The 26,522-nt window shown below is 73.3% G+C and carries 24 protein-coding genes; 5 read left to right on the top strand and 19 right to left on the bottom strand.

Annotation, left to right across the window (positions count from 1 at the left end; all coding sequences use genetic code 11):
- Window positions 1-165 precede the first annotated feature (165 nt).
- Complete coding sequence (locus ACFPP6_RS23155; protein WP_382045535.1) at window positions 166-1,530, bottom strand: aspartate aminotransferase family protein; 1,365 nt, start codon at window positions 1,528-1,530, stop codon at window positions 166-168.
- A gap of 404 nt (window positions 1,531-1,934) precedes the next feature.
- Between ACFPP6_RS23155 and ACFPP6_RS23150 the strand changes: the two genes are divergently transcribed.
- Window positions 1,935-2,138, top strand: a complete 204-nt coding sequence (locus tag ACFPP6_RS23150) for a cold-shock protein (RefSeq protein WP_030367030.1) — start codon at window positions 1,935-1,937, stop codon at window positions 2,136-2,138.
- 132 nt (window positions 2,139-2,270) lie between these two features.
- Complete coding sequence (locus ACFPP6_RS23145; RefSeq protein ID WP_382045533.1) at window positions 2,271-4,076, top strand: protein kinase domain-containing protein; 1,806 nt, start codon at window positions 2,271-2,273, stop codon at window positions 4,074-4,076.
- 117 nt (window positions 4,077-4,193) lie between these two features.
- Here the strand turns inward: ACFPP6_RS23145 and ACFPP6_RS23140 are convergent, their stop codons facing one another.
- Window positions 4,194-5,480 (bottom strand): adenylosuccinate synthase, encoded by a 1,287-nt coding sequence (locus tag ACFPP6_RS23140; protein WP_336008934.1) that lies wholly within the window; start codon window positions 5,478-5,480, stop codon window positions 4,194-4,196.
- Window positions 5,481-5,745: 265 nt separating this feature from the next.
- Between ACFPP6_RS23140 and ACFPP6_RS23135 the strand changes: the two genes are divergently transcribed.
- The gene (locus ACFPP6_RS23135) at window positions 5,746-6,732 is read left to right on the top strand and encodes a diacylglycerol kinase family protein (protein ID WP_382045530.1); all 987 of its coding nucleotides are present in this window, start codon (window positions 5,746-5,748) and stop codon (window positions 6,730-6,732) included.
- 60 nt (window positions 6,733-6,792) lie between these two features.
- On the opposite strand, the gene ACFPP6_RS23130 is transcribed toward ACFPP6_RS23135, so the two are convergent.
- The 13 genes from ACFPP6_RS23130 to ACFPP6_RS23070 all read right to left on the bottom strand — a co-directional run bounded on the left by ACFPP6_RS23130 (window position 6,793) and on the right by ACFPP6_RS23070 (window position 19,241).
- On the bottom strand, window positions 6,793-7,452 hold the full coding sequence (locus ACFPP6_RS23130) for a response regulator (protein WP_058047518.1): 660 nt from the start codon (window positions 7,450-7,452) through the stop codon (window positions 6,793-6,795).
- Window positions 7,449-8,783 carry a sensor histidine kinase gene (locus ACFPP6_RS23125; RefSeq protein WP_382045527.1) on the bottom strand — a complete coding sequence of 445 codons (1,335 nt, stop codon included), beginning with the start codon at window positions 8,781-8,783 and terminating at the stop codon, window positions 7,449-7,451. The genes ACFPP6_RS23130 and ACFPP6_RS23125 overlap by 4 nt, the downstream gene beginning before the upstream one ends.
- 95 nt (window positions 8,784-8,878) lie before the next feature.
- Window positions 8,879-9,646 carry an alpha/beta hydrolase gene (locus tag ACFPP6_RS23120; protein WP_382045525.1) on the bottom strand — a complete coding sequence of 256 codons (768 nt, stop codon included), beginning with the start codon at window positions 9,644-9,646 and terminating at the stop codon, window positions 8,879-8,881.
- A complete protein-coding gene (gene kynU, locus ACFPP6_RS23115; RefSeq protein WP_382045522.1) occupies window positions 9,643-10,869 on the bottom strand; it encodes a kynureninase in 1,227 nt (408 codons plus the stop codon). The genes ACFPP6_RS23120 and kynU overlap by 4 nt, the downstream gene beginning before the upstream one ends.
- Window positions 10,862-11,689 carry a tryptophan 2,3-dioxygenase family protein gene (locus tag ACFPP6_RS23110; protein ID WP_382045519.1) on the bottom strand — a complete coding sequence of 276 codons (828 nt, stop codon included), beginning with the start codon at window positions 11,687-11,689 and terminating at the stop codon, window positions 10,862-10,864. The genes kynU and ACFPP6_RS23110 overlap by 8 nt, the downstream gene beginning before the upstream one ends.
- Before the next feature lie 219 nt (window positions 11,690-11,908).
- The gene (locus tag ACFPP6_RS23105) at window positions 11,909-12,322 is read right to left on the bottom strand and encodes a DUF3151 domain-containing protein (RefSeq protein ID WP_058047513.1); all 414 of its coding nucleotides are present in this window, start codon (window positions 12,320-12,322) and stop codon (window positions 11,909-11,911) included.
- A 74-nt stretch (window positions 12,323-12,396) separates the two neighbouring features.
- Window positions 12,397-13,986, bottom strand: a complete 1,590-nt coding sequence (locus tag ACFPP6_RS23100; RefSeq protein ID WP_382045516.1) for an MFS transporter — start codon at window positions 13,984-13,986, stop codon at window positions 12,397-12,399.
- A 156-nt stretch (window positions 13,987-14,142) separates the two neighbouring features.
- Window positions 14,143-15,165 carry a class II fructose-bisphosphate aldolase gene (gene fbaA, locus ACFPP6_RS23095; RefSeq protein ID WP_382045513.1) on the bottom strand — a complete coding sequence of 341 codons (1,023 nt, stop codon included), beginning with the start codon at window positions 15,163-15,165 and terminating at the stop codon, window positions 14,143-14,145.
- A 207-nt stretch (window positions 15,166-15,372) separates the two neighbouring features.
- Entirely contained in the window at window positions 15,373-15,915 is a 543-nt protein-coding gene (gene pyrE / locus ACFPP6_RS23090; RefSeq protein WP_382045510.1) for an orotate phosphoribosyltransferase, read from the bottom strand.
- Window positions 15,916-15,919: 4 nt separating this feature from the next.
- Window positions 15,920-16,717 carry an aldose epimerase family protein gene (locus tag ACFPP6_RS23085; protein WP_382045670.1) on the bottom strand — a complete coding sequence of 266 codons (798 nt, stop codon included), beginning with the start codon at window positions 16,715-16,717 and terminating at the stop codon, window positions 15,920-15,922.
- A gap of 213 nt (window positions 16,718-16,930) precedes the next feature.
- Window positions 16,931-17,734, bottom strand: a complete 804-nt coding sequence (locus tag ACFPP6_RS23080; RefSeq protein WP_382045507.1) for an SRPBCC domain-containing protein — start codon at window positions 17,732-17,734, stop codon at window positions 16,931-16,933.
- A 116-nt stretch (window positions 17,735-17,850) separates the two neighbouring features.
- Window positions 17,851-18,501 carry an NAD(P)-dependent oxidoreductase gene (locus ACFPP6_RS23075; protein ID WP_382045505.1) on the bottom strand — a complete coding sequence of 217 codons (651 nt, stop codon included), beginning with the start codon at window positions 18,499-18,501 and terminating at the stop codon, window positions 17,851-17,853.
- A 101-nt stretch (window positions 18,502-18,602) separates the two neighbouring features.
- On the bottom strand, window positions 18,603-19,241 hold the full coding sequence (locus tag ACFPP6_RS23070) for a DsbA family protein (RefSeq protein ID WP_382045502.1): 639 nt from the start codon (window positions 19,239-19,241) through the stop codon (window positions 18,603-18,605).
- 119 nt (window positions 19,242-19,360) lie between these two features.
- Here ACFPP6_RS23070 and ACFPP6_RS23065 point away from each other — a divergent pair, with 119 nt between their 5' ends.
- Window positions 19,361-20,248, top strand: coding sequence for a helix-turn-helix domain-containing protein (locus ACFPP6_RS23065; protein ID WP_382045499.1), 888 nt, complete (start codon window positions 19,361-19,363; stop codon window positions 20,246-20,248).
- 21 nt (window positions 20,249-20,269) lie between these two features.
- Here the strand turns inward: ACFPP6_RS23065 and ACFPP6_RS23060 are convergent, their stop codons facing one another.
- The 3 genes from ACFPP6_RS23060 to ACFPP6_RS23050 all read right to left on the bottom strand — a co-directional run bounded on the left by ACFPP6_RS23060 (window position 20,270) and on the right by ACFPP6_RS23050 (window position 23,991).
- The gene (locus ACFPP6_RS23060; RefSeq protein WP_382045496.1) at window positions 20,270-21,853 is read right to left on the bottom strand and encodes a polyamine aminopropyltransferase; all 1,584 of its coding nucleotides are present in this window, start codon (window positions 21,851-21,853) and stop codon (window positions 20,270-20,272) included.
- A gap of 53 nt (window positions 21,854-21,906) precedes the next feature.
- A complete protein-coding gene (locus tag ACFPP6_RS23055; protein ID WP_179081546.1) occupies window positions 21,907-22,428 on the bottom strand; it encodes a DUF2617 family protein in 522 nt (173 codons plus the stop codon).
- Window positions 22,429-22,821: 393 nt separating this feature from the next.
- Window positions 22,822-23,991, bottom strand: coding sequence for an aminotransferase class I/II-fold pyridoxal phosphate-dependent enzyme (locus ACFPP6_RS23050; RefSeq protein WP_382045493.1), 1,170 nt, complete (start codon window positions 23,989-23,991; stop codon window positions 22,822-22,824).
- 327 nt (window positions 23,992-24,318) lie between these two features.
- Between ACFPP6_RS23050 and ACFPP6_RS23045 the strand changes: the two genes are divergently transcribed.
- Window positions 24,319-25,533, top strand: coding sequence for a hypothetical protein (locus tag ACFPP6_RS23045; RefSeq protein WP_382045491.1), 1,215 nt, complete (start codon window positions 24,319-24,321; stop codon window positions 25,531-25,533).
- 374 nt (window positions 25,534-25,907) lie between these two features.
- Here the strand turns inward: ACFPP6_RS23045 and ACFPP6_RS23040 are convergent, their stop codons facing one another.
- Window positions 25,908-26,459: a YbjN domain-containing protein gene (locus ACFPP6_RS23040; RefSeq protein ID WP_311766123.1), complete on the bottom strand. Its 552-nt coding sequence runs from the start codon at window positions 26,457-26,459 to the stop codon at window positions 25,908-25,910.
- Between the last annotated feature and the right edge of the window lie 63 nt (window positions 26,460-26,522).

The raw sequence follows: 26,522 nt of genomic DNA, 5'->3' as shown, positions 1-26,522 counted from the left end.
CGGTACCCCATGGGGTTCGTACCGTCACGAGTGGGCCGGGCGGACGGAGAAATCCCGGAGGGGACCCCGAGGGAGTTCCGGAGGGATCCCAGAGGCATCCAGGAGGGATCCCGGAAGGGGCTCCGGAAGGGATTCCGGAGCGGATTCCGTGGCTTTCCGGCCGCCTCAGACCGTGAAGCCGTCGGCGACCGTCAGCGCCTCGTCCAGGATCGCGAGCCCCTCCTTGGCCTCCTCCTCGGTGACGGTGCACGGCGGCACGACGTGGGTGCGGTTCATGTTCACGAACGGCCACAGGCCCGACTTCTTGCAGGCCGCGGCGAAGGCCCCCATGGGGGCGTTGGCCTCGCCGGCCGCGTTGTACGGCACCAGCGGCTCGCGCGTGGCCCGGTCCTTGACCAGCTCCACGGCCCAGAAGACGCCCATGCCGCGCACCTCGCCGACGCTCGGGTGGCGCTCGGCGAGCTCCCGCAGGCCGGGGCCGAGGACCTGCTCGCCGATGCGAGCGGCGTTCTCCACGATGCCCTCCTCGGCCATCGCGTTGATCGTCGCCACTGCGGAGGCGCAGGCGAGCGGGTGCCCGGAGTAGGTGAGCCCGCCGGGGTAGGGCCGCTCGTCGAAGGTCGCGGCGATCTCCGCGGAGATCGCGACGCCGCCCAGGGGCACGTAGCCGGAGTTGACGCCCTTGGCGAAGGTCAGCAGGTCGGGGGTGACGCCGAAGTGATCGGCGGCGAACCAGCGGCCCGTGCGCCCGAAGCCCGCCATGACCTCGTCGAGGACGAACACGATCCCGTAACGGTCGCAGATCTCGCGGACGCCCGCGAGGTAGCCGGGCGGCGGGACCATGATCCCGGCCGTGCCGGGCACGGTCTCCAGGACGATCGCGGCGACGGTGGCCGGGCCCTCGAAGACGATCGTGTTCTCCAGGTGGGCCAGGGCGCGCTCGCACTCCTGCTGCTCGCTGCCGGAGTGGAACGGCGAGCGGTAGAGGAACGGCGCCCAGAAGTGCACCACACCGGCCGAGGCGGTGTCGGAGGGCCAGCGGCGCGGGTCGCCGGTGAGGTTGATCGCGGCGGCGGTCGCCCCGTGGTACGAGCGGTAGGCGCTGAGCACCTTGGGCCGGCCGGTGTGCAGGCGGGCCATGCGGACGGCGTTCTCGACGGCCTCGGCACCGCCGTTGGTGAAGAAGATCTTGTCGAGGTCGCCGGGGGTGCGCTCGGCGACGAGGCGGGCGGCCTCGGAGCGCACGTCCACCGCGAAGCCCGGGGCGATCGTGCACATCCGCGCCGCCTGCTCCTGGATCGCGGCGACGACCTTGGGGTGCTGGTGGCCGATGTTGGTGTTGACCAGCTGGCAGGAGAAGTCCAGGTAGCGGTTGCCGTCGTAGTCCCAGAAGTAGGAGCCTTCGGCGCCCGCCACGGCCAGCGGGTCGATGAGGCCCTGCGCGGACCAGGAGTGGAAGACGTGCGCGCGGTCGGCGGCCTTGACTGCGGCGCCGGCTGCGGGGTCGGCGGTGGGATGCTGCGTGCTCACGGTCGTTACCTCGGATCGGTCCGGGAGGTGCCCCTGCGGTGGACAACGGCCAGCGTAGGCAGGGCCGGACCGGCCCGACACCGGCACTGTGTATGGCTCTTGCCACGCCCGGCGACACACTGCCGGGCGGCCCGCCGCTCCGCGACGGCGGTGCACCGGCGGCGCACCGGCGGGTCCGCCACGCCGCAACGACCAGGGAAATGCGCAAATTCCGCGAATGGTACGAGCCGCATGCTACGGTCACTTTCCGTTGCAGTTATGGACCCAGTCATATGCGCGCCTGAAGGTCTGCGACCTTCAGGCGCCGCTGTGTTTTACGGGCCTTCGGTCCGAAGGGCCTTACCGCGACGCGTAATTCCGCGGTGCCCGGGAATTCCGGCACCGCCGCCATCGAGGAGATCATCTTGGCTACCGGCATCGTGAAGTGGTTCAACTCGGAGAAGGGATTCGGGTTCATCGCCCAGGACGGGGGCGGCGCCGACGTCTTCGCCCACTACTCGAACATCGCAACTCAGGGCTTCCGGGAACTGCAGGAGGGCCAGAAGGTCACCTTCGACGTCACCCAGGGCCAGAAGGGCCCCCAGGCGGAGAACATCATTCCGGCCTGACGCACGCCCAGTCACCGCCCGGGCGCCGGGCGGTGCGGACCGGGGCCACGTACTTTCCGAGTGCGGGGTCCCGGTTCTTTGTGCTCCCGCTATTCTCCGCAAGGAAACACGGGGGACACGGAGGACCTGCGCATGGACAGCCTGAGGCCAGAGGATCCACGCACACTCGGCGCGTACCGGCTGCTCGGGCGGCTCGGCGCGGGCGGCATGGGCCGGGTCTACCTGGCCCGCTCCGACCGGGGCCGCACGGTCGCGGTCAAGCTCGTCCACCCCGAGCTCGCCGGCCAGGAGGAGTTCCGGCGGCGCTTCCGCCAGGAGGTGGACAGCGCCCGCCAGGTCGGCGGCGAGTGGACCGCCTCCGTCCTCGACGCGGACACCGAGGCGCAGACCCCCTGGGTCGCCACCGCCTACATCGCCGGGCCCTCCCTGCGCCAGGTCGTCGACCGGGACTTCGGGCCGCTGCCCGAGCGCTCCGTGCGCATCCTCGGCGCGGGCCTCGCGCGCGCCCTGCAGGCCGTCCACGCCGCCGGCATCGTCCACCGCGACCTCAAGCCGTCCAACGTGCTGATCACCCTCGACGGGCCCCGCGTCATCGACTTCGGCATCGCCCGCGCCCTGGAGACCGTCGCCGAAGGCGGCGGCCTCACCCGCACCGGCGCGACCGTCGGCTCCCCCGGCTTCATGTCGCCCGAGCAGGTGCGCGGCGGCCGGATCACGCCCGCCAGCGACGTCTTCTGCCTCGGCTCCGTGCTGGCCTACGCGGCCGCCGGCCGGATGCCCTTCGGTACGGCGGACAGCGGCGTCCACGCCCTCATGTTCCGGATCGCGGAGGAGGAGCCGGACCTGACCGGGGTGCCGGCCGCGCTGCGCCCGCTGATCACGTCGTTCCTCGCGAAGGACCCGCAGGAGCGGCCGACGCCCGCGCAGGTCCTGGAGGTCACCGGCGCCGAGGAGCTGCTCGGCGACCTGCGCTCTGCCGAACCCTGGCTGCCGGGCGGGCTCGTCGCCCAGCTCGGGCGGCACGCCGTCCAGTTGCTGGACGTGGAGGAGCCCGTACGGGCCCCGGAGCGCGAGGAGTCCGGCCACGCGCCCACGGCGATATCCCCGGCGGGGGCACCGGCCGCCCTGCCGCCCGTGCGGCAGGACCCGCCGACGATCACGGCGGGCAGCCCGCCGCCCCCGCCTTCGCAGCCCGCGCAGCCCCTGCCGGCGCCCGCGCCCTACGGCTATCCGCAGGCGCACCCGTACGGCCACGGCCACGCCCCCGGGCACGCCCCGGGCCCCTACGACTCGGGCACCTATGTCACCGGGCCCGTCCCCTACTACGGACCACCCGCGCCGCACCGCTCGCGCACACCCGTCATCCTCGCCGCCGTGGTGGCCGCCGGCCTGATCGCCGGAGGGGGCGTGGTCTTCCTCCTCAAGCAGCAGGACTCCGCCAAGGACAGCGCCGGCGGCAGCAGCCCCGCGCACTCCGCCGCCCCGGGCACGAGCGCACCGTCCGCCCCCGCCACGGGCGGCTCCACCCCCGCGCCCGCCACCAGCCCGGCCCCGGGCGACGACAGCACCGGCGCGGCAACCGGCCCCCAGGCGTTCCTGGGCACCTGGCAGTCCGGCTTCGGCAGCGGTGCGCGCACCAACAGCCGGACCATCACCATCGCGCGGGGCGCCATCGTCACCGTCACCATCCACGGCAGCGGCGTCCTCGACGACGGCACCTCCTACTCCTGCCAGTGGCGCACGACCGCGACCGGCGGCGGCACCGGCGGGGACCCCCTGCACCTCGGCCCGTCCAGCGTCGCCCGGGCCAACCCCGCCTCCGCCTGCCAGCCCGGCTCCGCCTCGGACCTGGTGCTGCTCCCGGACGGCAGGATGCGGCGCGACTTCGTCGACTCGGGCACGAAAGATGCGTCACTGGTCTACCGGAAGACCGGCTGATACCCGAAGATCGCCTGAACGCGGCGGCAGGCCCCTGAAAGGCCGGCGCCCCGGTGGCCGTGAGCCACCGGGGCGCCGTGCACGCGCGCGTGCTGCTTCCTTCGGGAAGCGGACGGTCTACGAAAGGAACGAGTTGATCTCGATCGTCTCGTCGCGGCCCGGGCCGACACCGATCGCGGAGATCGGCGCGCCCGACATCTCCTCGAGCGCCTTCACGTACGCCTGGGCGTTCTTCGGCAGCTCCGAGAAGGTCTTGGCCTTGGAGATGTCCTCGGTCCAGCCCGGCAGCATCTCGTAGATCGGCTTCGCGTGGTGGAAGTCGCTCTGGCTGTAGGGCAGCTCCTCGACGCGCTTGCCGTCGATCTCGTAGGCGACGCAGACCGGGATCTGCTCCCAGCCGGTGAGCACGTCGAGCTTGGTGAGGAAGAAGTCCGTCAGGCCGTTGACACGGGTGGCGTAGCGGGCGATGACCGCGTCGAACCAGCCGCAGCGGCGGTCACGGCCGGTGGTCACACCGCGCTCGCCGCCGATGGTGCGCAGCGCCTCGCCGTCCTTGTCGAACAGCTCGGTCGGGAACGGACCGGCGCCGACGCGCGTGGTGTAGGCCTTCAGGATGCCGATCACGCGGTTGATCTTCGTCGGGCCCACGCCCGCACCCGTGCAGGCGCCGCCCGCGGTCGGGTTGGAGGAGGTGACGAAGGGGTACGTGCCGTGGTCGACGTCGAGCAGCGTGCCCTGGCCGCCCTCGAAGAGGACGACCTTGCCCTCGTCGATGGCGTTGTTCAGGATCAGCGTCGTGTCGGCCACGTACGGCTTGATCTGCTCGGCGTAGGCCAGCAGCTCGTCGACGATCTTGGCGGCGTCGATCGCGCGGCGGTTGTAGAGCTTCGCCAGGATCTGGTTCTTGAAGTCGAGGGCAGCCTCGACCTTCTGCTCCAGGATCGACTCGTCGTAGAGGTCCTGGACGCGGATGCCCACGCGGTTGATCTTGTCCGCGTAGGTCGGGCCGATGCCGCGGCCGGTGGTGCCGATCTTCCGCTTGCCGAGGAAGCGTTCCGTCACCTTGTCGACCGTCGTGTGGTACGGCGTGATCAGGTGAGCGTTACCGCTGAGCAGCAGCTTGGACGTGTCGACGCCGCGCTCGTTCAGCCCGCTCAGCTCGGAGAGCAGGACCGCCGGGTCGACGACCACACCGTTGCCGATGACCGGGGTACACCCCGGCGAGAGGATCCCGGAAGGGAGGAGGTGCAGTGCGTATTTCTGGTCGCCGACGACCACCGTGTGGCCGGCGTTGTTGCCACCTTGGTAGCGCACCACATAGTCCACGGATCCACCGAGGAGGTCGGTGGCCTTTCCCTTGCCCTCGTCACCCCACTGAGCACCGAGCAGCACAAGTGCGGGCACAGGCGTACACCCCTTCCGGGCGGGGCATGTCCAACGTGCGTGGTGGTGTCACCCCGCTTGCTCAGGGCGTACACCACCGCTAGAGCCGTCGAACCGGTGCCCCGGATAGACGAAGCCCCTGGCGCAACAGCGACAGGGGCTCTTGCACCGAGAGATTACCGAATATTTCGCTCGGGGGACGAACAGAAAGACCCAGGGCCCCGGGTCGCGACCGGGGGCCCTGGGGTCGTGCCCCGGGAAAAACAGCACCTGAGGAAGGACCGAGGTGTCGGCTCCAGACCCCAGCGAGCAGGCTCTGCTCGTGGTCATCGACCCGGTCGCACGCCGCGTGGACGGCGAGTCCGTACGGATCGCGAGGGACGTGCTCCGCGGCGGCGCAGCGACCAAAATCTGTCTGCCGGACGGGCCCGAGGAGGTCGAGCGCGCCCTGGCCCGGCGCGGCAGGCGGCGGCCGGTCGTCATCGGCGACGACAGCGCCCTGCTGCACGTGGTGAACGTCCTGCAGCGCCGCCGCGAGCTGGCCGGCATACCGGTGTCCGTCGTCCCTGTGGGGCCCCTGCCGGCCGTCTCCCTGGCCAGGACGCTCGGGGTGCCCCTGGGGCCCGTCGCCGCCGCCCGGGCCGTCCTGGACGGCACTGAGCGGCTTCTGGACGTGCTGGTGGACGAGAGCGGGGGCGTGGTCCTCGGCGGGCTGTGGATCCCGGGCGGCTACGGACCCGGCGGCGGGACGGACGCGCCGGCCGGGCCGGCGGGGGCGACTGGGCCGAACGGGTCCGCGGAGGCGGGCGAGGGCGGCGCGACGGCCGTGGAGCCCGTGGACGCCACCCCCGGTCCGGGTTGCGCCACCGCGGAAAGCGTGGTCGGCGGAGGTGGCGAAGGTCACCAGCCGTGGTGGTCCCCCGCCGCGCGCACGGCCCGCTCCGCGCTCACCCTGCTGACCGGTCCGGCGGCCGCCGGCCGCGTCCCGCTGCCCGGCTGCACCCGGCTGCGGATCGAGGCCGACGGGGTGCTCGTCACCGACCTCGACCAGCCGGTCACCCGCGTCTGCCTGGAGGCCGCGGACGGCGGCCTGGCGGAACTCACCGTCCACACCCATGACGCCGACCGCCCCCGGCGTCAGCGCGCGCGCCGTGTCACGATCTCCGGCCCGGCCTTCCGCTACCGGGCGGACAACGCCCTCACGGGCCCGGTCCGCAGGCGGACGTGGACGGTGAACGCGGAGGGGTGGCGGCTGGTGCTGCCCCGGGGATAGGGCCGGCGCCGCCCCGGAAGGGCGGGACCGGCAGGGCGGGCCGGGCGGGCCGGGCGGCGGTCAGCCACCCGGCGTGACCAGGCCCGCCTCGTAGGCGAAGACCGCCGCCTGCGTGCGGTCGCGCAGGCCGAGCTTCACCAGGATGCGGCTGACGTGCGTCTTGACCGTCGACTCGGCGACGACGAGGTGCTCGGCGATCTCCGAGTTGGAGCGCCCCTGCGCGACCAGCACGAGCACCTCCGTCTCCCGCTCGGTCAGCTCCCCGACCCGCTCCTGCGTGGGCGGCTTGGGCGCGCCCAGCCGGGAGAACTCCTGGATGAGGCGCTTGGTGACCGTCGGCGCCAGCAGCGCCTCCCCCGCGGCCACCACCCGCACGCCGTCCGCGAGCTGCCGCGCCGAGGCGTCCTTGAGCAGGAAGCCGCTCGCCCCGGCCCGCAGCGCCTGGTAGACGTACTCGTCCAGGTCGAAGGTGGTCAGGACCAGCACCTTCGCGTCCGCGTCGGCGGCGATGATCTCCCGGGTGGCCTCCAGTCCGTTGAGGACCGGCATCCGGATGTCCATCAGGACGACGTCGGGGCGCAGAGTGGCGACCTTTTCCACAGCCTGCCTGCCGTCGACGGCCTCGCCGACGACCTCGATGTCCGGCATGGCGTTCAGCAGGACGGAGAAGCCCTCGCGGACCATCATCTGATCGTCCACGATCATCACGCGGATGGTCATGCGGCGGCCTCGCCCGCAGCGGTCTGCTCGCCCGGAGCGACCGGAAGGAAGACCGCGACCTCGTAGCCGCCCTCGGCCGTCGCCTCCGCGGTCATCCCGCCGCTGAGCATCGCGACGCGCTCGCGCATCCCGAGGACGCCGTGGCCGGCGCCGGGCGACGGCTTGGCCAGCCGGTTCGGCGCGCCGTTGACCACGCGCAGGCCCAGCCCGCCGAGGACGTAGCTGACCTCGACCCGCGCCTCGGCGCCCGGCGCGTGGCGCAGGACGTTGCTGAGCGCCTCCTGGACGATCCGGTACGCCGACAGCTCCACGCCCTGCGGCAGCGGCCGCACGGCGCCCGTCGTCACGTGCTCGACGGACAGGCCCGCGGAGCGGACGTTCTCGATCAGGCCCGGGAGCGCTTCGAGCGTGGGCTGCGGTGCCTCCGGGTCGGCGAACGCGTCGGGGTTCTCCGAGCGCACGACGCCGAGGACCCGGCGCAGCTCGGTCAGCGCCGCCACGGCGTTCTCCCGGATCGTCTGGAACGCGGCCGCGAGCTCGGGCGGGGTGTCCTGGACCCGGTACGGGGCGGCCTCGGCCTGGATGGCGACGACCGACATGTGGTGCGCCACGACGTCGTGCAGCTCCCGGGCGATGGTCGTGCGCTCCTCCAGCACGGTGCGGCGCGAGCGCTCGACCTCGGTGACGGCCACCTGGACGGCGACCTGCTGCTTGGTCTCGCGCAGGCCGCGGACCGCGGCGGCGGCGAAGAGCAGCACCCCGGAGAGCAGCATCATCTGGAACATTTCGCTGCTGAAGGAGTAGTAGTACGGGCGGAAGGCCTGCAGGAAGACCCCGATGAACACCCCCGCCGCCCCGGTCAGCAGCCACATCTCGGCCGCCACGCGGGGGCGGGTCCGCAGCGTGACGACCATCATCACGAAGAGGTGGCAGAAGAGCGTCGCCGGGCTCCGGTCGAACGCGCCGCCCAGCGTGCCGGCGAAGAGGAGGGCCCCGGCGGACAGCCACCAGGCACCGACCGGCCGGAAGAGCGTCATCAGCATCGGCACGCCGACGAGCACCGCCTCGACCATCCCGAACAGGCCGCTCTCGCGGGCGAACGTGGCGAGCATGACCAGGCCGGTGAAGGCCGCGAGAGCGGCGTGCGGAAGCCACCGGGTGTACCGGGCCGCCCGGCGGGGCAGCAGCCGGACCAGCCGGTGGTCCGCGGCGAGCGGCGGCAGCGGCCGGAAGGCGAAGGCGTCGTGGAAGAGGTCCTCGCGGAACCGGTCGAGGGCGCCCCTCACTATGCGCATCTCACTGCGCAGGCGGGGCTCATAGGTGTCGGTCACACCATCAACCGTAGGCAACGGCGATTCGTAGGACGTCCCCATGAATGGGGATCTCTCGGGGTCCTCCTTAAGACGGACGCCGTCCTGGAGGGGGACTACGGACCGGACTTCGGATCCCCCGCCCCCAGCGCCGCCAGCAGCGCGCCGCAGGCCGGTGTGCCCGGTGTCACGGCGCCGTAGTGGCCCACGCCCGGGAGGATCCGCAGGGTGACGTCCGCCCCGGGGTGCCGCATCGCCGCCGCGGCGTAGGACCGGGACAGGGCGACCGGGACGTCCGCGTCGGCGGTGCCGTGGAGGACCGTGACCGGGACGCGGGCAGGGCCCCGGAGGACCGGATCCGCCTCCGGGTGGTGCCCGCCGCCCAGGAAGTCGTCCACCGCGCCCCCGCTCAGCCGCAGCTCCCGCGCGCGGGCGAGGTCGGCGACCGGTGCCACGGCGACGACGGCGTCCACGCCGGGCGGCGGGACGTGCCCGCTGGCCGCGCACAGCGCGAGGTGCCCGCCCGCCGAGTGGCCGGCGAGCACGTGCCGGGAGCGCCGGCCGGGGCGCAGGCGGACGCCCACGGCGCGGATGACGTCGTCCAGGGTCTGCGGCCAGCCGCCGCCCCCGCCCGTGCCGACGCGGCGGTACTCGGCCAGGGCGACCTCCACGCCCCGCGCGGCCAGCTCCGCCGCGAGGGGCGCGAGGTGACGGCGGTCGTACGCCTCGCGCCAGAACCCGCCGTGCAGCAGGGTGACCCGTACGCCGGTGGGCGCGGCCGGCAGGTGGAAGTCGACCACCTGGCTGGGGTGGGGGCCGTAGGAGACGGTCTCGTCGGGCGGGACGTACGCCAGGCCGAACAGGGCGTCCTCTTCGGCCGTCACCGCCCCTGCATCCCTTCCAGGACCTCCCCCAGCACCCGCGCAGCCCGCTCGGCGTCCGCGAAGCGCGTGTACAGGGGCGTGAAGCCGAACCGGAGGACGTCCGGGCGGCGGAAGTCGCCGACGACACCGCGGCGGATCAGCTCCGCCATGACGTCACCGGCGCCCCCTGCGGGGCCCGCGGCGCAGCGCAGCGACACCTGGCTGCCCCGCTCCCCGTGCGCCTCCGGCGTCACGGACTCGACGCGGCCCCGCGGCACGTACGCCTCGACGCAGCGCAGGAAGAAGTCCGTGAGGGCGAGGCTCTTCGCGCGGACGGCCGCGAGATCCACGCCGTCCCAGACGTCGAGGGCGGCGTCGAGGGCGAGGAGGGAGAGGATCTCCGGCGTGCCGACGCGGCCGCGGGCGGCGCCGTCGGCGGGCGCGTAGGCGGGGTCCATGGCGAAGGGGTCGGCGTGGGAGTTCCAGCCGGGGAGCGGGGAGTCGAAACGGTCCTGCAGGGCGCGGCGCACGTAGAGGAAGGCGGGCGCGCCGGGGCCGCCGTTCAGGTACTTGTACGTGCAGCCGACCGCGAAGTCCGCCCCGGCGGCGTCGAGGTGGACGGGGAGCGCGCCCGCGCTGTGGCACAGGTCCCACACGGTGCGGGCGCCGGCCGCGCGGACCGCCGCGGTGACGGCGGGGAGGTCGTGGAGGCGGCCGGTGCGGTAGTCGACGTGGTTGACGAGGGCGACCGCGGTGCGGGGGCCGGCCTCGCGGGCCATGTCCGCGGCGTCGACGGCACGGATCCGGCAGCCGGTCATACGGGCGGCGGAGCGGGCGATGTAGCCGTCGGTGGGGAAGGTGGCGGCGTCGACGAGCACTTCGTCCCGCACCCCGGTGTCCGTCAGGCGGATCGCCGCCACCACGGCCTTGAAGACGTTGACGCTCGTGGAGTCACCGGCGACGACCTGGCCCGGGGCGGCCCCGATCAGGCCGCCGATGCGGTCACCGACGCGCTCCGGGGCCGTCCACCAGCCGGACTCCTCCCAGGAGCGGATGCGCAGCCGCCCCCACTCGCGCCCGACGACGTCGGAGAGCCGCCCGGCGACGCCGCGCGGCAGCGCGCCGAGCGAGTTCCCGTCGAGGTAGACGACGCCGTCGTCCAGGTCGAACCCGGCGCGCTTGGCGGCCAGTCCGTCGGCGGCGTCGAGCGCCGCGGCCTCCTTCGCCGGGACCGCCTCAGACACGGCTGCGCGCCGTCCACAGCTCGGGGAACACGTTCTTCGTGGCCCGCTTCTCCAGCCAGGCGACGCCCGGCGAGCCGCCGGTGCCCACCTTCGCGCCCATGGCTCTGCGCGTGGCCACCAAGTGGTCGTTGCGCCAGCGCCAGACGAGCTCCGCGACTTCCGTCAGCGCCTCCCCCAGCCGGCACTCCGGGCTGCTCTGGTCCCCGGCGTATATGCGCTCCCAGACCACCTCGACCGCCGGGTCGGCGGCGTACCGCTCGGAGACGTCGCGGCCGAGGACGGCCTCGGGTATCTCGTGGCCGCGGCGCGCGAGATGGCGCAGCACCTCGTCGTACAGGCTCGGTGCGTAGAGCGCCTTCTCCAGCTCGGCGTGGATCTGCGGCGCGCCCTGGTGCGGCACGAGCATGGCGGCGGACTTGTCTCCGAGGAGGAACTCCAGCCGCCGGTGCATGGCCGACTGGAAGCCGGAGGCGTCGCCCAGGGCCGAGCGGAAGGCGTTGAACTGGGCCGGGGTGAGGTGGGCCAGCGGCTCCCAGGAGGCGTTGAGCGACATCAGCTCGTACGTGGACCGCTTGAGGGCGGCCATCGCCACCGGCAGGTCGTCATCGCGCAGGGCCCGCGCGGCGGTCTCCCACTCGTGCACGATGACCGTGAACCAGAGCTCCATCACCTGGGTGGTGACGAGGAAGGCCATCTCCCCGGGGTCCTCGGAGAGGGGCTCCTGAAGATTGCTGAGCACCGAGGCCCGCACGTAGTCCTCGTACGGGGTGGTGCCGGTGAAGTGCAGGTTGGGTGCGGTGTCCTGTGGGTCGGAAGTCATCTCGTCTCCCCTGCCGTCGCTCCCGGGTTCGCCGGGCCACTGCGGCGATCATGCGGTCAGGGAAGCGGTCACGGCAAGGGCTGTGGATAACTCTCGTGGACCCCCGGGCACAAGCTGTGGACAGCCGGAACGCCCCGCGCGGTGCGGGGCGTTCCGGCTGTGGCGGTACAGCGCCGTGGCGGTGCGGCGCCGGTACCCGTGTCAGTGCCGGCGCGTCGGTCAGCCCAGGGTGTTGGCGGCCGTGGGCGAGCTGTCGCGGAGGAAGGTGGAGCAGCGCTCGTACTCCTCCTGCTCGCCGATCGCCTGCGCGGCGCGCGCGAGGGCGTGCAGCGCGCGCAGGAAGCCGCGGTTCGGCTCGTGCTCGAAGGGGACCGGGCCGTGGCCCTTCCAGCCGCTGCGGCGCAGCGCGTCGAGGCCGCGGTGGTAGCCGGTGCGGGCGTAGGCGTAGGACTCGACGACCCGGCCGGCCTCGAACGCCTCGTCGGCGAGCTGCGCCCACGCGAGCGAGGACGCCGGGTACTTCGCGGCGACCTCGGCGGGAGCCGCCCCGGAGGCCAGCAGCTCGCGCGGCTCCGGGTCGTCGGGCAGGTGGGTCGGGGGCGGTCCCCCGAGCAGGTTCTCGTGAATGGACATGGGCTCCAGTCTGCCCTTCCACTGCGCTTTGCGTTACCGGGCACCGGGGGCTTTTCGCGTTGCGGCCCGCCCGCTCACGCGTCCCCCGGGTCCAGGGGCGGCGAGGCCGTGCCGCAGTGATAGGTGGCCTCCGGGTGGCAGGGCGGTTCGCCGGTGGGCTTGGGGGCGCGCAGGCACGTGGAGCGGATCGTGAACCAGGCCAGGAGCGCGCCCAGCACCAGGGAGCCCGCGCACCAGTACATCGCCTTGCGGAAGGTGTCGCCGAACGCCTCGGGGTCGCGGTAGGCGTCCGGGCCCATGCCCACCAGCAGGGGCAGCGCCGCCACGGCGACCAGGCCCGCCGCGCGGGCGGCCGCATTGTTGATGCCGCTGGCCAGCCCGGCGCGGGCGACGTCCACGGAGGCCAGGACCGTCGCCGTGAGCGGGGCGACGAGCGCGGTCATGCCCAGGCCGAGGACCACGAGCGGGGGCAGGACGTCGGCCCAGTAGGAGGCGCCGCGGTCGACGCGGACCATGAGGACCATGCCGACGGCGCACAGCAGGGACCCGGCCGTGAGGGGCAGGCGCGGGCCGATGCGCTGGGCGATCTCCCCGGAGCGGGCCGACAGCAGCAGCATCAGCACCGTCGTGGGCAGCAGGGCCGTGCCCGCTTCGAGCGCCGACCAGCCCAGCACGACCTGCAACTGCAGCACGGAGAGGAAGAAGAAGCCGCTGAAGGCCGCGTACACGAACACCGTCACCGCGTTGATCGACGAGAACAGGCGGACGGAGAAGATCTCCAGCGGCAGCATGGGGTCGCGCCTGCGGGCCTCCACCCAGCAGAAGGCGGCGCCCAGCAGGACGCCCGCGACCGCGGGGCCGATCACCCAGGGCGAGGCGCCCTTGTCGGGGGCGGCGATGAGCGCGTACGTCACCGCGCCGAGGGAGAGTGCGCCCAGCGCCGCGCCGAGGACGTCGAAGCGCCCGCCCGCGTTCGGGTCGCGCGTCTCCGGCACGTACTTCACGGCCACGGGTACGCACACCGCCGCCAGCGGCAGGTTGATCAGGAACACCCAGCGCCAGCCCGGGCCGTCCACCAGCCAGCCGCCGACGAACGGGCCGATCGCGGAGGCCACGCCACCGAGCCCCGACCACGCGCCGACGGCCGCGGCTCGGTCCTCGGGGCGGAAGACGGCCTGGATGAGGGCGAGCGAGCCCGGGGTGAGCAGCGCGCCGCCGATGCCCTGCAGGGCGCGCGCGCCGATCAGCACCCCGGCGGTCGGGGCGATCCCGCACAGGAGCGAGGCCAGCGCGAACCACACCACGCCGACGACGAAGATCCGGCGTCGGCCGAAGCGGTCCCCCAGCGCGCCGCCCAGCAGGATCAGGCCGGCCAGGGTGAGCATGTAGGCGTTGACGGTCCACTGCAGGGCGCCCAGGTCCGCGTCGAGGTCCCGGCCGATGTGGGGCAGGGCGACGTTGACGACGGTGCTGTCGAGCATGGCCATGCCCGAGCCGAGGACGGCCGTCAGCAGTACCGCGCGCCCCGTGGCGGTGCCCAGGCGCACCGCGGGCCCGTCGTCCGCCGCGGGATCCCGGCCTGCCGCGGCGGCCTGCGCCGGGGGCGGGGGCGGCTCGGGGCCGGGGCCGGGCCCGCGCCCGGGTTCCGGTGCGGAGTCGCTCATGGCGCGATCATCCCCCGGCCGGACGCGCGCGGCCACGCGAAGGCCCGTGCAGCCCCGCGCAGGCTCGCGCATCCACGCGAAGGGCCCGGCCCCGCTCGGTGAGCGGGACCGGGCCCCTGGAAGCCGTACGGGCAGCCGTTGCTGCCGATACTGCCGTTACTTCAGCTTGGTGCCCGTGGCACGCAGGTCCGCGCACGCCTTGGTGACGCGCTCGGCCATGCTCGCCTCGGCCAGCTTGCCCCAGGTGCGCGGGTCGTAGGTCTTCTTGTCGCCGACCTCGCCGTCGACCTTCAGGACGCCGTCGTAGTTCTTGAACATGTGGGCCGCCACCGGACGGGTGAAGGCGTACTGGGTGTCGGTGTCGAGGTTCATCTTCACGACGCCGTTCTCCAGCGCGGTGCGGATCTCCTCCTCCGTGGAGCCGGAGCCGCCGTGGAAGACGAAGTCGAACGGGTCGGCCTTGCCGTGCTTGGCGGCGATGCCGTCCTGCAGGTCGCGGAGCAGCTCGGGGCGGAGCACGACGTTGCCCGGCTTGTAGACGCCGTGCACGTTGCCGAAGGAGGCGGCCAGCAGGTAGCGGCCCTTCTCGCCCAGGCCGAGCGCCTCGGCGGTGCGCTCCACGTCCGCGACGGTGGTGTAGAGGTCGTCGTTGATCTCGTGGGAGACGCCGTCCTCCTCGCCGCCGGTCGGGGTGATCTCGACCTCGAGGATGATCTTCGCCTTCACGGCCTCGGCGAGGAGCTCCTTCGCGATGGCGAGGTTCTCGTCGAGCTTCTCGGCGGAGCCGTCCCACATGTGGGACTGGAAGAGCGGGTTCTGACCGGCGGCGACGCGCTCCTGGGAGATCGCGAGCAGCGGGCGGACGTAGCCGTCCAGCTTGTCCTTCGGGCAGTGGTCGGTGTGCAGCGCGATGTTCACCGGGTACTTCTTGGCGACGACGTGCGCGAACTCGGCGAGCGCGACGGCGCCCGAGACCATGTCCTTGCTGTACTGACCGCCCAGGAACTCCGCACCACCGGTGGAGATCTGGATGATGCCGTCGCTCTCCGCCTCGGCGAAACCGCGCAGCGCGGCGTGGAGGGTCTGCGTCGAGGTGACGTTGATGGCCGGGTAGGCGAACTTGCCTGCCTTCGCCCGGTCGAGCATCTCGTTGTAGACCTCGGGGGTTGCGATGGGCATCTGTCCGCTCCTTGTGATGTGCGGGTACGGGCGTGATTCGGGGCCCTGACCTAGGGGGCGACGGTCATCGTCGCCCCCATACTCCCAGACTCCCCGGATTACTCCACATGAGGCTCACCACGCTCATATGAGCTTGGGCATGCGCAGGGGGTGCGGTTTCACGTGAAACCACACCCCCGGACCTGAACGCCGTAAGAAAACAGCAGGTCAGGACAGACCCAGGTCCTCCAGCGCATAGCCCGTCACATAGCGCAGGCCGGCGCCCTCGATCGCGGAAGCGGCCCCGCGGTCGACGATCGTCGCGACCGCGACGACCTCCGCGCCCGCCTCGCGCGCCGCCTCGACGGCGGTCAGCGGGGAGCCGCCGGTGGTCGAGGTGTCCTCGACCACCAGGACGCGGCGGCCCTTGACGTCCGGGCCCTCGATGCGGCGCTGCATGCCGTGGGCCTTCTGCGCCTTGCGGACGACGAAGGCGTCCAGCTTGCGGCCGCGCGCGGCGGCGGCGTGCAGCATCGACGTGGCCACCGGGTCGGCGCCCAGGGTGAGCCCGCCCACGGCGTCGAAGTCCAGGTCGGCCGTGGCGTCCAGCATGACCTGGCCGACCAGCGGCGCGGCCTCGGCGTCCAGGGTGATCCGGCGCAGGTCGATGTAGTAGTCGGCCTCCTTGCCGGAGGAGAGGGTCACCTTGCCGTGGACCACGGCCTTGTCCTTGATCTGCTGCAGCAGGGCGTCACGCGTGCTCATGCCCATGAGCTTAGGCCAGCGTCCGCCAGGTCCACGTCGTGGAGATCTCCAGCGGGTCGATCGGCGTGACGAGGCGGGGCAGGGTGTTCAGGCCGTTGGGCGGGCCGGACTGCGGCTCCACGCAGACGGCCGCCTCCTGCTCGTCGTAGACCACGACCCACTCGGTGCGGCTCGCCACCTTCAGCTCCAGGGCGCCGGGCCAGGTCAGGGTCACGTCGACGCCCTCGGGCATCCCGAAGCAGTCGTCCCAGGGGCCGGGGAGGGGGTCGATGCGGCGGCCGGTGGGGATGTGGTCGTCGCCGCGCTCCTCCTGCCAGCCGGGGGTGAAGTCGATCCGTACGTCCTCACCGGTGCCGAGGTTGCGCAGGAACCAGGGGTGCCAGCCGGCCTGCGCCGGGAAGGAGTCGCTCGCCGCCTCCACGCCCATGGTGAGGGTGACGGCGTCGGGGGCCAGCTCGACCAGCTGCGTGACCCGTCCGGGGTACGGCCAGGGGGCGGCGAGGTCGTAGGTGAAGGCTGCGGAGGAGTCGTCCGCCCGGGCCGTACGCCAGGCCGTGTCCCGGCCGGTGCCGTGGATGGCGTGCGGCGGGTGGTTGACGGGCATCTGGTGCCGCTCGCCGCCGTTGCGGAACTGCCCCAGCTCGATCCGGCCGCACCACGGCACCATGGGGAAGCAGCCGTACTTGTCGCCCTGGCGCAGGAGTTCGGTCCCGCCGATGCGGAGGCTGGTCAGGCGGCAGCCGTGTGCGGGGTCCACGGTGAGCTCGGCGTCGCCGGCCTTGAGCCGGACCGGCTGCCCCGGCCGCACGGGCTCGCTGAATCGTCCGGGCTGGTCACCGGTGTCGTCTGTGCGTACGTCATTCGTCACGGTTCCGACCCTATGGGCAACCGCCCCCGCGGGCATCCGCCGCCGCGGACATCCGGACCGGGCCGGGAGCAACCCTCCGCGGGCGCCCGACCGGCCGTCAGCAGCCTGCCGGCAGCGCGTGGTCGGCGGCCGCGGGCAGCCGCCGGCGGCCCGTCAGCGGCGGCGGCGCAGCACGCGGCCGACCACGACCGCTCCCGCCAGCGCCACGGCCGCGGCGGGGGCCGCCCACCGCAGGGCGGTCGCCGTCGCCGAGGCCGCCTCCGGTGCCGGGACGGGGGCGTAGCGGCCGCGCGGCGGCGCGTGGTCGACCTCCTCGGCGCTGCGGCCGATCATCGTGCGGCGGGCGTGCGCGGCCTCGGCCGGCGGCTCGTCGTCGTCCACGTCGTCCTCGTCGAGGTCGTCGTCGGCGAGGTCGTCCGCGAGGTCGTCCTCCGCCGACGGGTCGAGGGACGGCGGCGGGACGGCCGTGTCGAAGACGCTGCCGCCCTCCAGCCGGGGGCCGCCGCCGGCCGCCTCCTCGGCGTCCTCGCGCAGCTCCTCCACCAGGGCCGCGGCGAAACGGTCCAGCAGCCGCCGTGCGGTCGCCTCCGCGGTCTTCTCGTCGAACTCCGCCAGCCGGCCGCCGGTGGTCACCGTCGCGGCGCACGTCAGCCGCGCGCCGCCGGGCGCCTCCGCCAGCAGGCCGCGCAGCGTCAGCGCCACCGTGCCGGTGCCGCGCACCTCGGCGCCCTCGCCGGAGAGCTCGTACGCGCCCTCCCGCTCGGTCAGCCGCAGATGACCCCGGTAGGTGATGGTCGAGCCGCCTATGCGCAGCCGCAGCCGCCCGGCGACGGTCTCACCGGAGGCGTCGGCACTGTCCTGGTGCAGGCCGGGAACGCACCGGGCCACCCGCGCCGGGTCGGCGAGGACCCGGCGCACCGCCTCGACGGGGAACGGGACGAACACCTCATGCTCCATATCAAGCGAGCCTACCCACCGGGCCCCTCACCAGGGCCTCTCCGGACGGATTTTCGTGGAGACCGCCGTCCGGAGGGGCCGCGGCCGGAAGCCGCAGGCCCCTCCGGCACCCGGGTTCAGTCGCCGACCGTGAAGCGCTCGCCGATGTGGTTCGCCTCCTCGATCTCGTCGACGAGGGCCACCGCGTAGTCCTCGGCGGAGATCCGCGACGTGCCGTTCGCGCCCACGACGAGGTCGTCCAGGGCCGTGCGGTACGTGCCCGTGCGCTCGCCCGGCTCGATGAGGCCCGCGGGGCTGAGGTTGGTCCAGCGCACGTCGGTGACGGTGCGGTAGTAGTCCAGGGCGTCACCGTGCGCGTGCATGATCTGCAGCACGAACTCGGGCAGCCCCTCGGCGTCCCAGACCTGCTTGCCGTCCGGGGTGCGCAGCGAGCCCGCACCGCCGACCGCGATCAGCCTCGGCGCCTTGTCGCCGACCGCGCGCACACCGGCCACCAGCGACTTCGCCGCGGGCTCGATGGTCGCGAGGTGCCCGGGGCCGTCGCCGCCGCCGACCGCGCTGACGACGACGTCCTGCCCCTCGGCCACCGCCTGGACGGACGCGGGGTCGAGGACGTCACCGGTGGCGACCGTCAGGTTCTCGTGCTTCTCGGTGACCTTCGCGGGGTCGCGGACGACGGCCGTGACCTGGTGGCCGCGGTCGAGGGCCTCGCGCAGGACGCGGCTGCCGATGGTGCCGGTGGCGCCGAAGAGGGCGATCTTCGCCATGGGGTTCTTCTCCTCAGTAGTGCAGTGCAAGGTCTGCTGAAGTGGGGGGATCAGTGCTGCTCTGTGTGGGGGAAGGGAGCAGCGCTGGTGAAGTGGGGGGATCAGTGCTGGTCGAGAGCGCGGGTGAGCCCGCGGGCGCTGGTCGTCGGGCCGCCGAGCCGCCGCAGCCCACCGGGCGTGTGCAGCAGCAGCGTCGGGAAGGTGTCGACGCCCAGCCGCCGGACCTCCCGGAACTCCGCCTCCGCCGCGCGCCGCGTGGCCGGGTCGGCGAAGGCCGCGACGGCCGCGTCGGCGTCCACGCCGAGCCCGGACGCGACCGCCCGCACCGTCTCCGGGTCGGACAGGCCCCGCCCGTCCACGTACCAGGCGCGCTGCAGTGCACCCGCGAACTCCAGTGTCCGCTCGGGGGCCTGCTCGCGCAGCGCGGCGAGGGCCGTCGCAGCGGCGGCCGAGTCCAGGACGGCCGTGCCGTCGGCGAAGGCCTCGGCGTAGCCCGGGCCGAACACCGCCCCGGTCAGCTCCCCGATGCGAGCGTCCGCCTGGGGGATGTAGGGATATGCGGACACCGGCTGCGCCCGCGGGCCGGTGAACAGGCCGCCGCTGAGCACCGTCAGCTCGATGCGGTCGGCATTCGCCTCCGCGAATTCCCGGATGGTGGGGCCGAAGCCGTAGCACCAGCCGCAGTAGGCGTCGAAGGCGTACGTGAGCCGGTGCCGTGCGGTGTCTTTCTGCCGTGCCATGTCCGTCCCTGCGTTTCTCCCGGCCGCACCGCCTTGTGCGTGTGGCCCGCACTGTCTTGTGCGTTACGACCACGCTAAAGGCGTTTTTCGCCCATAAACAGGTAAGCTCGCGTCTCACCATGGTGAAAAAGCGACACGACGACATCATCGAGCTGGCTTACCAGGCCCCGCCCGGCACACCCGCCGGCGTCGAGGTGATGTCGGTGGCCGAGCTGCGCGCCCGCGCCCCCGAGGGCCTCCTGGGCACCCCGCAGCGCCTGGACTTCCACCAGATCGTCGCCGTCCGCTCGGGCGCGACCTCGCACACCGTGGACTTCACCGGCCACTGGCTGGAGGAGGGCTCGGTGCTGTGGGTGCGCCCCGGGCAGGTGCAGCAGTTCGGCGACCCGGAGCGGATCGAGGGCACGGTCGTCCTCGTCCAGCCCGGTTTCCTGCCGTCCGGCAGCCCCGTCGCGGCGGTGGCGGACGACCCCTTCCGGCCGGTGGTGTGGCAGCCGGTCGGCCAGGACCGCGAGGCCGTCTTCTGCGCCGTGGGCCACCTGGAGGCGGACTTCCGCACGGGCTCCGGCCTGCCCGCCGACGTGCACACCGACGTCCTGCGCCACCTGCTGTCCGTGCTGGTGCTGCGGCTCGCGCACCTGACGGCCCCCGCCGGCAGCAGGGTGCCCGCCCCGGGCGAGGCCTTCCTGCGCTTCCGGGCCGCGGTCGAGCGGGAGTTCGCCACCAGCCACCGGGTGGCCGACTACGCCCGGGCGCTCGGCTACTCCTCCCGGACCCTGTCGCGCGCGACGACGGCCGCGGCCGGTGTGGGCGCCAAGGAGTTCATCGACCGGCGGGTGATGCTGGAGGCCAAGCGGCTGCTCGCGCACAGCGGGCTGTCCGCGGCCCGGATCGCGGGCCGGGTCGGCTTCGACGACGCGGCGAACTTCTCCAAGTTCTTCCAGCACCGGGAGGGGTGTTCACCGGGCGCCTTCCGCAGCCGCATGCGCGGCCCCGCGGCCTCGTGACCCCTCGGCTTCGCAGGCCCCTCACTCCCCGTACCGCGGATGCATCAGCGTCGACGGCCGCAGCCCCGCCTCGCGGCTGCGCTCGGCCGACCGGCCGGCCGCCGCCAGGCCCTCGCGGTCGAGGGAGAGCAAAGGGGGCCGCGCAGGCGGGAGCTGCAGCGGCAGCGGCTCCCGGGCGGCGAGGAGGAAGCTCCAGTCCTCCTCCTTGGCGCTGCGGGCGGGGACGCGGTCCGGGCCGGCGGGGAAGCCGCCGCCCTCGACCCGGTAGGGCCTGCTGTACAGCCCGACCGAGCGGATCGTCGCATCGACCGTCCAGAAGACGCGGGGGCGGGAGCCGAGCGCGCCGGCATGGACCGCGAGCCGCCCGCCGGGGGCCAGCCACCGCTCCACCAGGCCGTAGAACTCCTGGGAGTAGAGCTTGGTACTGGGGGTGATACCGGGGTCGGGGAGGTCGGAGACGACCACGTCGAAGGGGGCCTCGCCGGGCGGGAGGGAGCGCAGCCACTCGAAGGCGTCGCCCGTGACGAGCCGCACCCGCGGATCGTCGTAGGCGGCGTGGTTGAGGGCGACGAGGCCGGGGTCGGTGCGGGCCAGGCGCAGCACGGTGGCGTCGACCTCCACGACGGTCACCGAGGCGACGTCCCCGTAGCGCAGCATCTCGCGGACGGCGAGGCCGTCGCCGCCGCCGAGGACGAGGACCCTGCGGTGCGGGCCGTGCATCGCGGGGTGGACGAGGGCTTCGTGGTACCGGAATTCGTCGTCGCCGCTGACCCTCAGGCGGCCGTCGAGGAAGAGGGAGAGCGGCTTGCCGCTCCTGCCGCCGCCGGTGAGGACGACCTCCTGGACCCCGGACCGGACGGCCACGCGGACGTCGCCGCCGTAGACGGCGTGGCGCGCGGCCCGCTCGAAGGGGCCGCTGAGGGCCGAGCAGGTGGCGAGGAGCGTGAGGACGAGGCCGTTGGCGGCGACGAGCGCCCAGCGGGTGCGGACGCTCAGGTCGCCGCGGAAGAGCCACAGGACGAGGGCGCCGCCGGCGACGGCGTTCACGCCACCGGTCAGCAGGGCGCCCGTCAGCTGCCCGAGCACGGGCAGGAGGAGGAAGGGGAAGGCCAGGCCGCCGACGAGGGCGCCCACGTAGTCGGCGGCGAAGAGGTCGGCCACGGCGCCGCCCGCGTCCTGGCGGCGGATGCGCTGGATGAGGGTCATCAGCAGGGGCACTTCGGCGCCGATGAGCACGCCGATGGCGAGGGAGAAGCCGACCAGGGCCGGCCGTGCCTGGCCGAACCAGGCGAAGCAGGCGTAGAGCGCCATGGCCGACAGGCCGCCTATGAGCGCCAGCGCGGCCTCGACCACGGCGAAGCCCAGGGCGGCGCGCCTGCGCAGGCGCTTGGCGAGCAGCGAGCCGATGCCCATCGCGAAGACCATGACGGACAGCACGACGGACGCCTGGGTGACGGAGTCGCCGATGAGATACGAGGCCAGCGCGACCAGCTCCAGCTCGTACACCAGCCCGCAGGCGGCGCAGACGAAGACGGTGGTCAGCACCACGAAGCGGCCGAGCCCGGCCGGTACGGGCAGCCGCGCCGGTACCGGGCGGTAGATCATGTTGCGAACGCTACGTTACGAAACGGCAACCCTTTGTCACCCACAAGGGTCTATTACGAGAGAGCCGCCGCCGTCCGTGCTCCCACTCTCGTCCGCGTCGCGACCAGCCGCCCCTCCTGGGGATAGGCGTGCCAGGTGCGCCAGCTGACCTGGCCGTCGCACCGCTGCGCGAGCAGCGCGGTGAAGGCGTGCGGGCTGCCCGGGAAGGTGCCCGCCAGGCCGTAGGGGTGTTCCGCGACCAGGGCGAGGAGCTCCTGCGCACGGCCCGCGAAGGAGCCCTGCGAGAGCGTTTCTATCCGGGCCGCGAACTCGTACTCCCAGGCCCCGATGCGCTTGGCGACCCCCAGCGGCAGCGGAGTGGCGCTGCCCGGCAGGCAGGCGACCGTCTCCGAGCAGACGCCGTCGCCCTCCTCCAGCAGGACCTGGTGGGAGGCGCCCAGCAGGCGCAGCTGGACCTGGGAGTCGGCGAGCTGCAGGTCGAGCACGGCCAGCGCCGGCAGGGGGTCCTTGCCCAGGCACCAGGCGAGGTCGGCGGCACGGGTGTCGGTGTAGGTGGTCTTGAGGGTGGTGAGCATGGGTCGGCTCCGCAAGCACGCAGTGGAGGGTGGGCCGGCCCGCCGGGGAGGACCAGAGTCTTCGGACGAGGACCAGAGTCTTCGAGTGCGCCGGCTCATGCCCACATATGAGCTGTTCCGTGGGTCCGGGGACAGTGATTACGGGATTCCCCGCAGCCTCCGGCGGAGCCTGCCGGGGAGTCGTCGTCCCGACACGTGTCCCTGAATGAGAGGGAATCATGAAATGAGCAGCGCCCACAGCGTTTTTACCCATCTCATCGTGCTTTCCATCCACGCGAGGGCCGAGCAGTTCAACTGTTCAGAATCTTTGCGGTCCGGCGGGCTCGGCAGAACCCGCCGGACGCATATGCGATCAAGCATGGGACGGCCGCAAATCCGCGGGCCGGGCAGGGTTCAGGCGGCGTTCACCAGCTTCTCCACGGCCGAAATCACCGAATCCTCACGCTTGCAGAACGAGAAACGCACGAGATAGGACGGCGCATCGGGGCGCAGATTGAAGGCGGCCGTGGGAATGGCCACCACCCCGGCGCGCGTCGGGAGTTCACGGCAGAATCGCACGCCGTCCGAGTACCCCCACGCGCGGATGTCCGCCTGGAGGAAATACCCCGCCTCCGCGCGATAGGGGCGCAATCCGGCGCTCGCCAGCCCCCGGCTCAGCAGGTCGCGGTTGCGCTGCAGAGTGCGCCGTAGCTCCGCCGCCCACTCCTCCACGCCGCCCAGCATCCGCGCGAGCGCCTCCTGGTAGGGCGTGCCGGAGGCGTACGTGAGGAACTGCTTGGCGGCGCCCACCGCCCGGACGAGCTCCGCCGGTCCGCACACCCAGCCGACCTTCCAGCCGGTCACGTTGAACGTCTTGCCCGCCGACGAGACGGTCAGCGTACGCTCGCGCATCCCCTCCAGCGCGGCGATCGTCGCGTGCCGCACTCCGTCGTAGACGAGGTGCTCGTACACCTCGTCCGTCACCACCGTCAGCCCGTGCTCGCGGCACAGGCCCGCGATGGTTCCGAGCTCCTCGGCGGTGAAGACCTTGCCCGTCGGATTGTGCGGGGAGTTGAGCATCAGCACCCGGGTGCGCGGGGTGACGGCGGCCCGCAGCGCGTCCGCGTCCAGCACGAAGGTGTCGCCCCGTTCGGCGAGCGGGACCCCGACGACCTTCGCGCCGGCGAAGCGGGCGACCGCCGGATAGGCGTCGTAGCAGGGGTCGAAGGCCAGCACCTCGTCGCCCGGGTCGCACAGCGCGAGCAGCGCCGCGGCGAGGGCCTCCGTCGCCCCCGTCGTCACCAGCACCTCGTCCTGCGGGTCGTACTCCAGCCCGTAGCGCCGGGACTGGTGCGCCGCGACCGCCTCGCGCAGCACGGGGAACCCGACGGCCGGCGGGTACTGGTTGCTGCCCGCCAGGACCGCCGCCGAGACGTCCTTCAGCAGACCGGGCGGGGACGGCAGCTCCGGCACGCCCTGGCCGAGGTTGACCGCCCCCGTGCGCCGCGCGAGCTCCGTCATCTCCGTGAAGACCGAGGTGCCGAGGCCCTGCACCCGTGCAGCCGGGCTCCAGTCCTTGTTCATGCGATCCCGCTTCCCTGTCGGTTCCTGAGCCGGCCTCACGATATGCAGGCGGGTGCGCGCGGGCACAGGGCACGCCACGGCTGCCCCACGTGCTCGCACCCGCCGCAGCACACGGTGCGGCGCGGACCGCGCAGACACTCCGCGGTGCCCGCCGAGCGGGTGGAAGGCGCACCGCTTACGGGCGCTCCCGCTCGCGCGCGCGAGACGGGCGCCGCAAGGTCGAGGTGCCGACAAGGCCCAGTCACAGGTGCCGCCGAGGCCCGGTCGCGGGTGCCGAGAAGGCCCAGAAGCCGAGGCCGAGAGGCCGAGGATGCCGGAGGTCCCCCCGTGTCAGCCGACACCGCCGTGCCCGTCCGGGCGCCGGAGCCGCGCCCCGCGTCCGGCAACGCCCGCGTCCGCCGTGCCGAGCGGGCGCGGGCCGCCCTGCGCAGGGCGGCGCCCGCCCTCGCGTTCTACGCGGCGGCCCGGCTGACCGGCATGGCGACCATGGCCGCCTGGGCCTGGTGGATCGGCCGCCACCCGCGCACGCTGCTCGGCCACTCCTGGGACGGCATCTGGTACGCCGGCATCGCCCGGCACGGCTACGGCCTGATCCTGCCCTCGCCCACGACCCGCGGCGTCGTCTTCAACGACCTCGCGTTCTTCCCGCTCTTCCCCGGCCTGGAGCGGGCCGTCTCCACCGTCACCCCGCTCAGCGTCGTCGGCGCCGGACTGTTCGTCGCCTGGCTGTCGGCCGGGCTCGCCGCCTGGGGCATCTACGCGCTCGGCGAGCGCCTGTACGGGCGCAGGACGGCGACGCTGCTCGTCGTGCTGTGGGGCCTGCTGCCGCACGCGATCGTGCAGTCCATGGCCTACACCGAGCCGCTGATGACCGCGTTCGCGGCGTGGGCGCTCTACGCGCTGGTCACCGGCCGGCCGCTGTGGGCCGGGGCGCTCTCCCTGCTCGCCGGGCTCTCCCGGCCCAACGGGATCGCGGTGGCCGCGGCCGTCGTCTGCGTCACCGCGCACACCCTGTGGCGGCAACCTGAGGCCCGCAGGAACGCGCGGGTGTGGGCGGGCGCCGCGCTCGCCCCGCTCGGCTGGACCGGCTACGTCGTCTGGGCCGGATACCGCTCCGGCGACGGCCTGTTCGGCTACTTCGAAGTGCAGCGGCTGTGGGGCTCGCGCTTCGACTTCGGGCGGGACGCGCTGCGGTTCGTCCGGCACCTGATCACCGGGCGGGACGCCATGGCGTACTACATGACCGTGGCCGTCATCGCCGTCGCGCTCGTCGCGCTGGCCCTGCTGCTCCTGGAGCCGCCGCGGCCGCACGCGGCGCTGCTGGTCTACACGGTCGTGCTCGTCGTCATCGCCGTCGGCGGATCGAGCTACTTCGCGTCCAAGCCGCGGTTCCTGCTGCCGGCGTTTCCCCTGCTGCTCCCGGCGGCCCTGGCCCTGACGCGCGCCCGGCGCCGCACCCTCCTGACGACGGTCACGGCCATGGCAGGGCTGTCGTTCTTCTACGGGACGTATCTGCTGACGGTGGCGCGGATGCCGATGTGAGGACGGCGGTGTCGCGGGCTACGGCCGGTGCGGCTCGGCCTGTCCGGCACGGCCGGTGCGGTACGGCCTGTCCGGCACGGCCGGTTCGGCACCGGCGGGCTGCGCCGCGGTGGCTTGCCGCCGTTGCGGCGGAACTTCCTGGCCGGCGCGGCAAGAGTGCGGCGCGACAGCGGCTCGACGGCACCGCCGGGCGCACCCCGATGGGGGTTGCGCACCGTCGCGGCGGGAGCTTTTTGCCTGACGGCAAGGAAAACCCCGCCGCAGCGGCGTTCAAGCACCGCGGCGCGGCCCGGCGGCGGTGCCGGGCCGCCGTCAGCCGCAGAACCCTCCGGCGTGGGGCGCCGCAAGAACCGCGGGCCCCCGCCGGGAGGCGGTCACGCGGACGTGGGGTGCGGCGGCTCGTCGTCCGGCTTGTCGTCGCCCGACTCGGCGTCCGCCTCCAGGCCCAGCTGCTCGACGAGCCACTTGTCGAACTCGATGGACGCCCGGACCCAGCTGACCGTGCTGGAGACGAAGTGCTCCAGGGACACGCCGACGCCGATCAGCATCTGCGCCTCACCGATCAGGCGGACGGTGCCGTCGTCGTTGGTGTGGGTGTAGACCTTCGGCCACAGCGTGCGGCGGTTCCAGTCGTCGATGGCCTCCAGCAGGCGGGCCTTCTCGTCGATGGCGTGCGGGCGGTCGTAGAACGTCCGCACGGAGAAGACCTGCTGCTCCTCCTCGCCGCGGAACATGAAGTACGTGCGGAACTGCTCCCACGGGGCGGCGAGGTCACCCTCGTCGTCCACGACGTACTTCAGCTCCATCTGGTCGAGGAGCTGCTTGACCAGGTCCTGGTCGGGGATGACGGGGCCGGTCGGGCCCGCCTCAGGCTGCGGTTCGGGCTGTCCCCCGAAATTCGGGATCGAGGACGGGTCGATGCTCACCGTGTTATTCCCTTCGTACGGTCTCACGCCATCCTCCCCCATCCCGGGCGGGGGCTGGCAACC

It is taken from the genome of Streptomyces aureoversilis (genome assembly GCF_042657885.1).
Classification (GTDB): Bacteria; Actinomycetota; Actinomycetes; order Streptomycetales; family Streptomycetaceae; genus Streptomyces; species Streptomyces aureoversilis.
The sequence above is the reverse complement of the archived record's forward strand: the minus strand, read 5'-3'. Positions and strand labels throughout refer to the sequence as shown.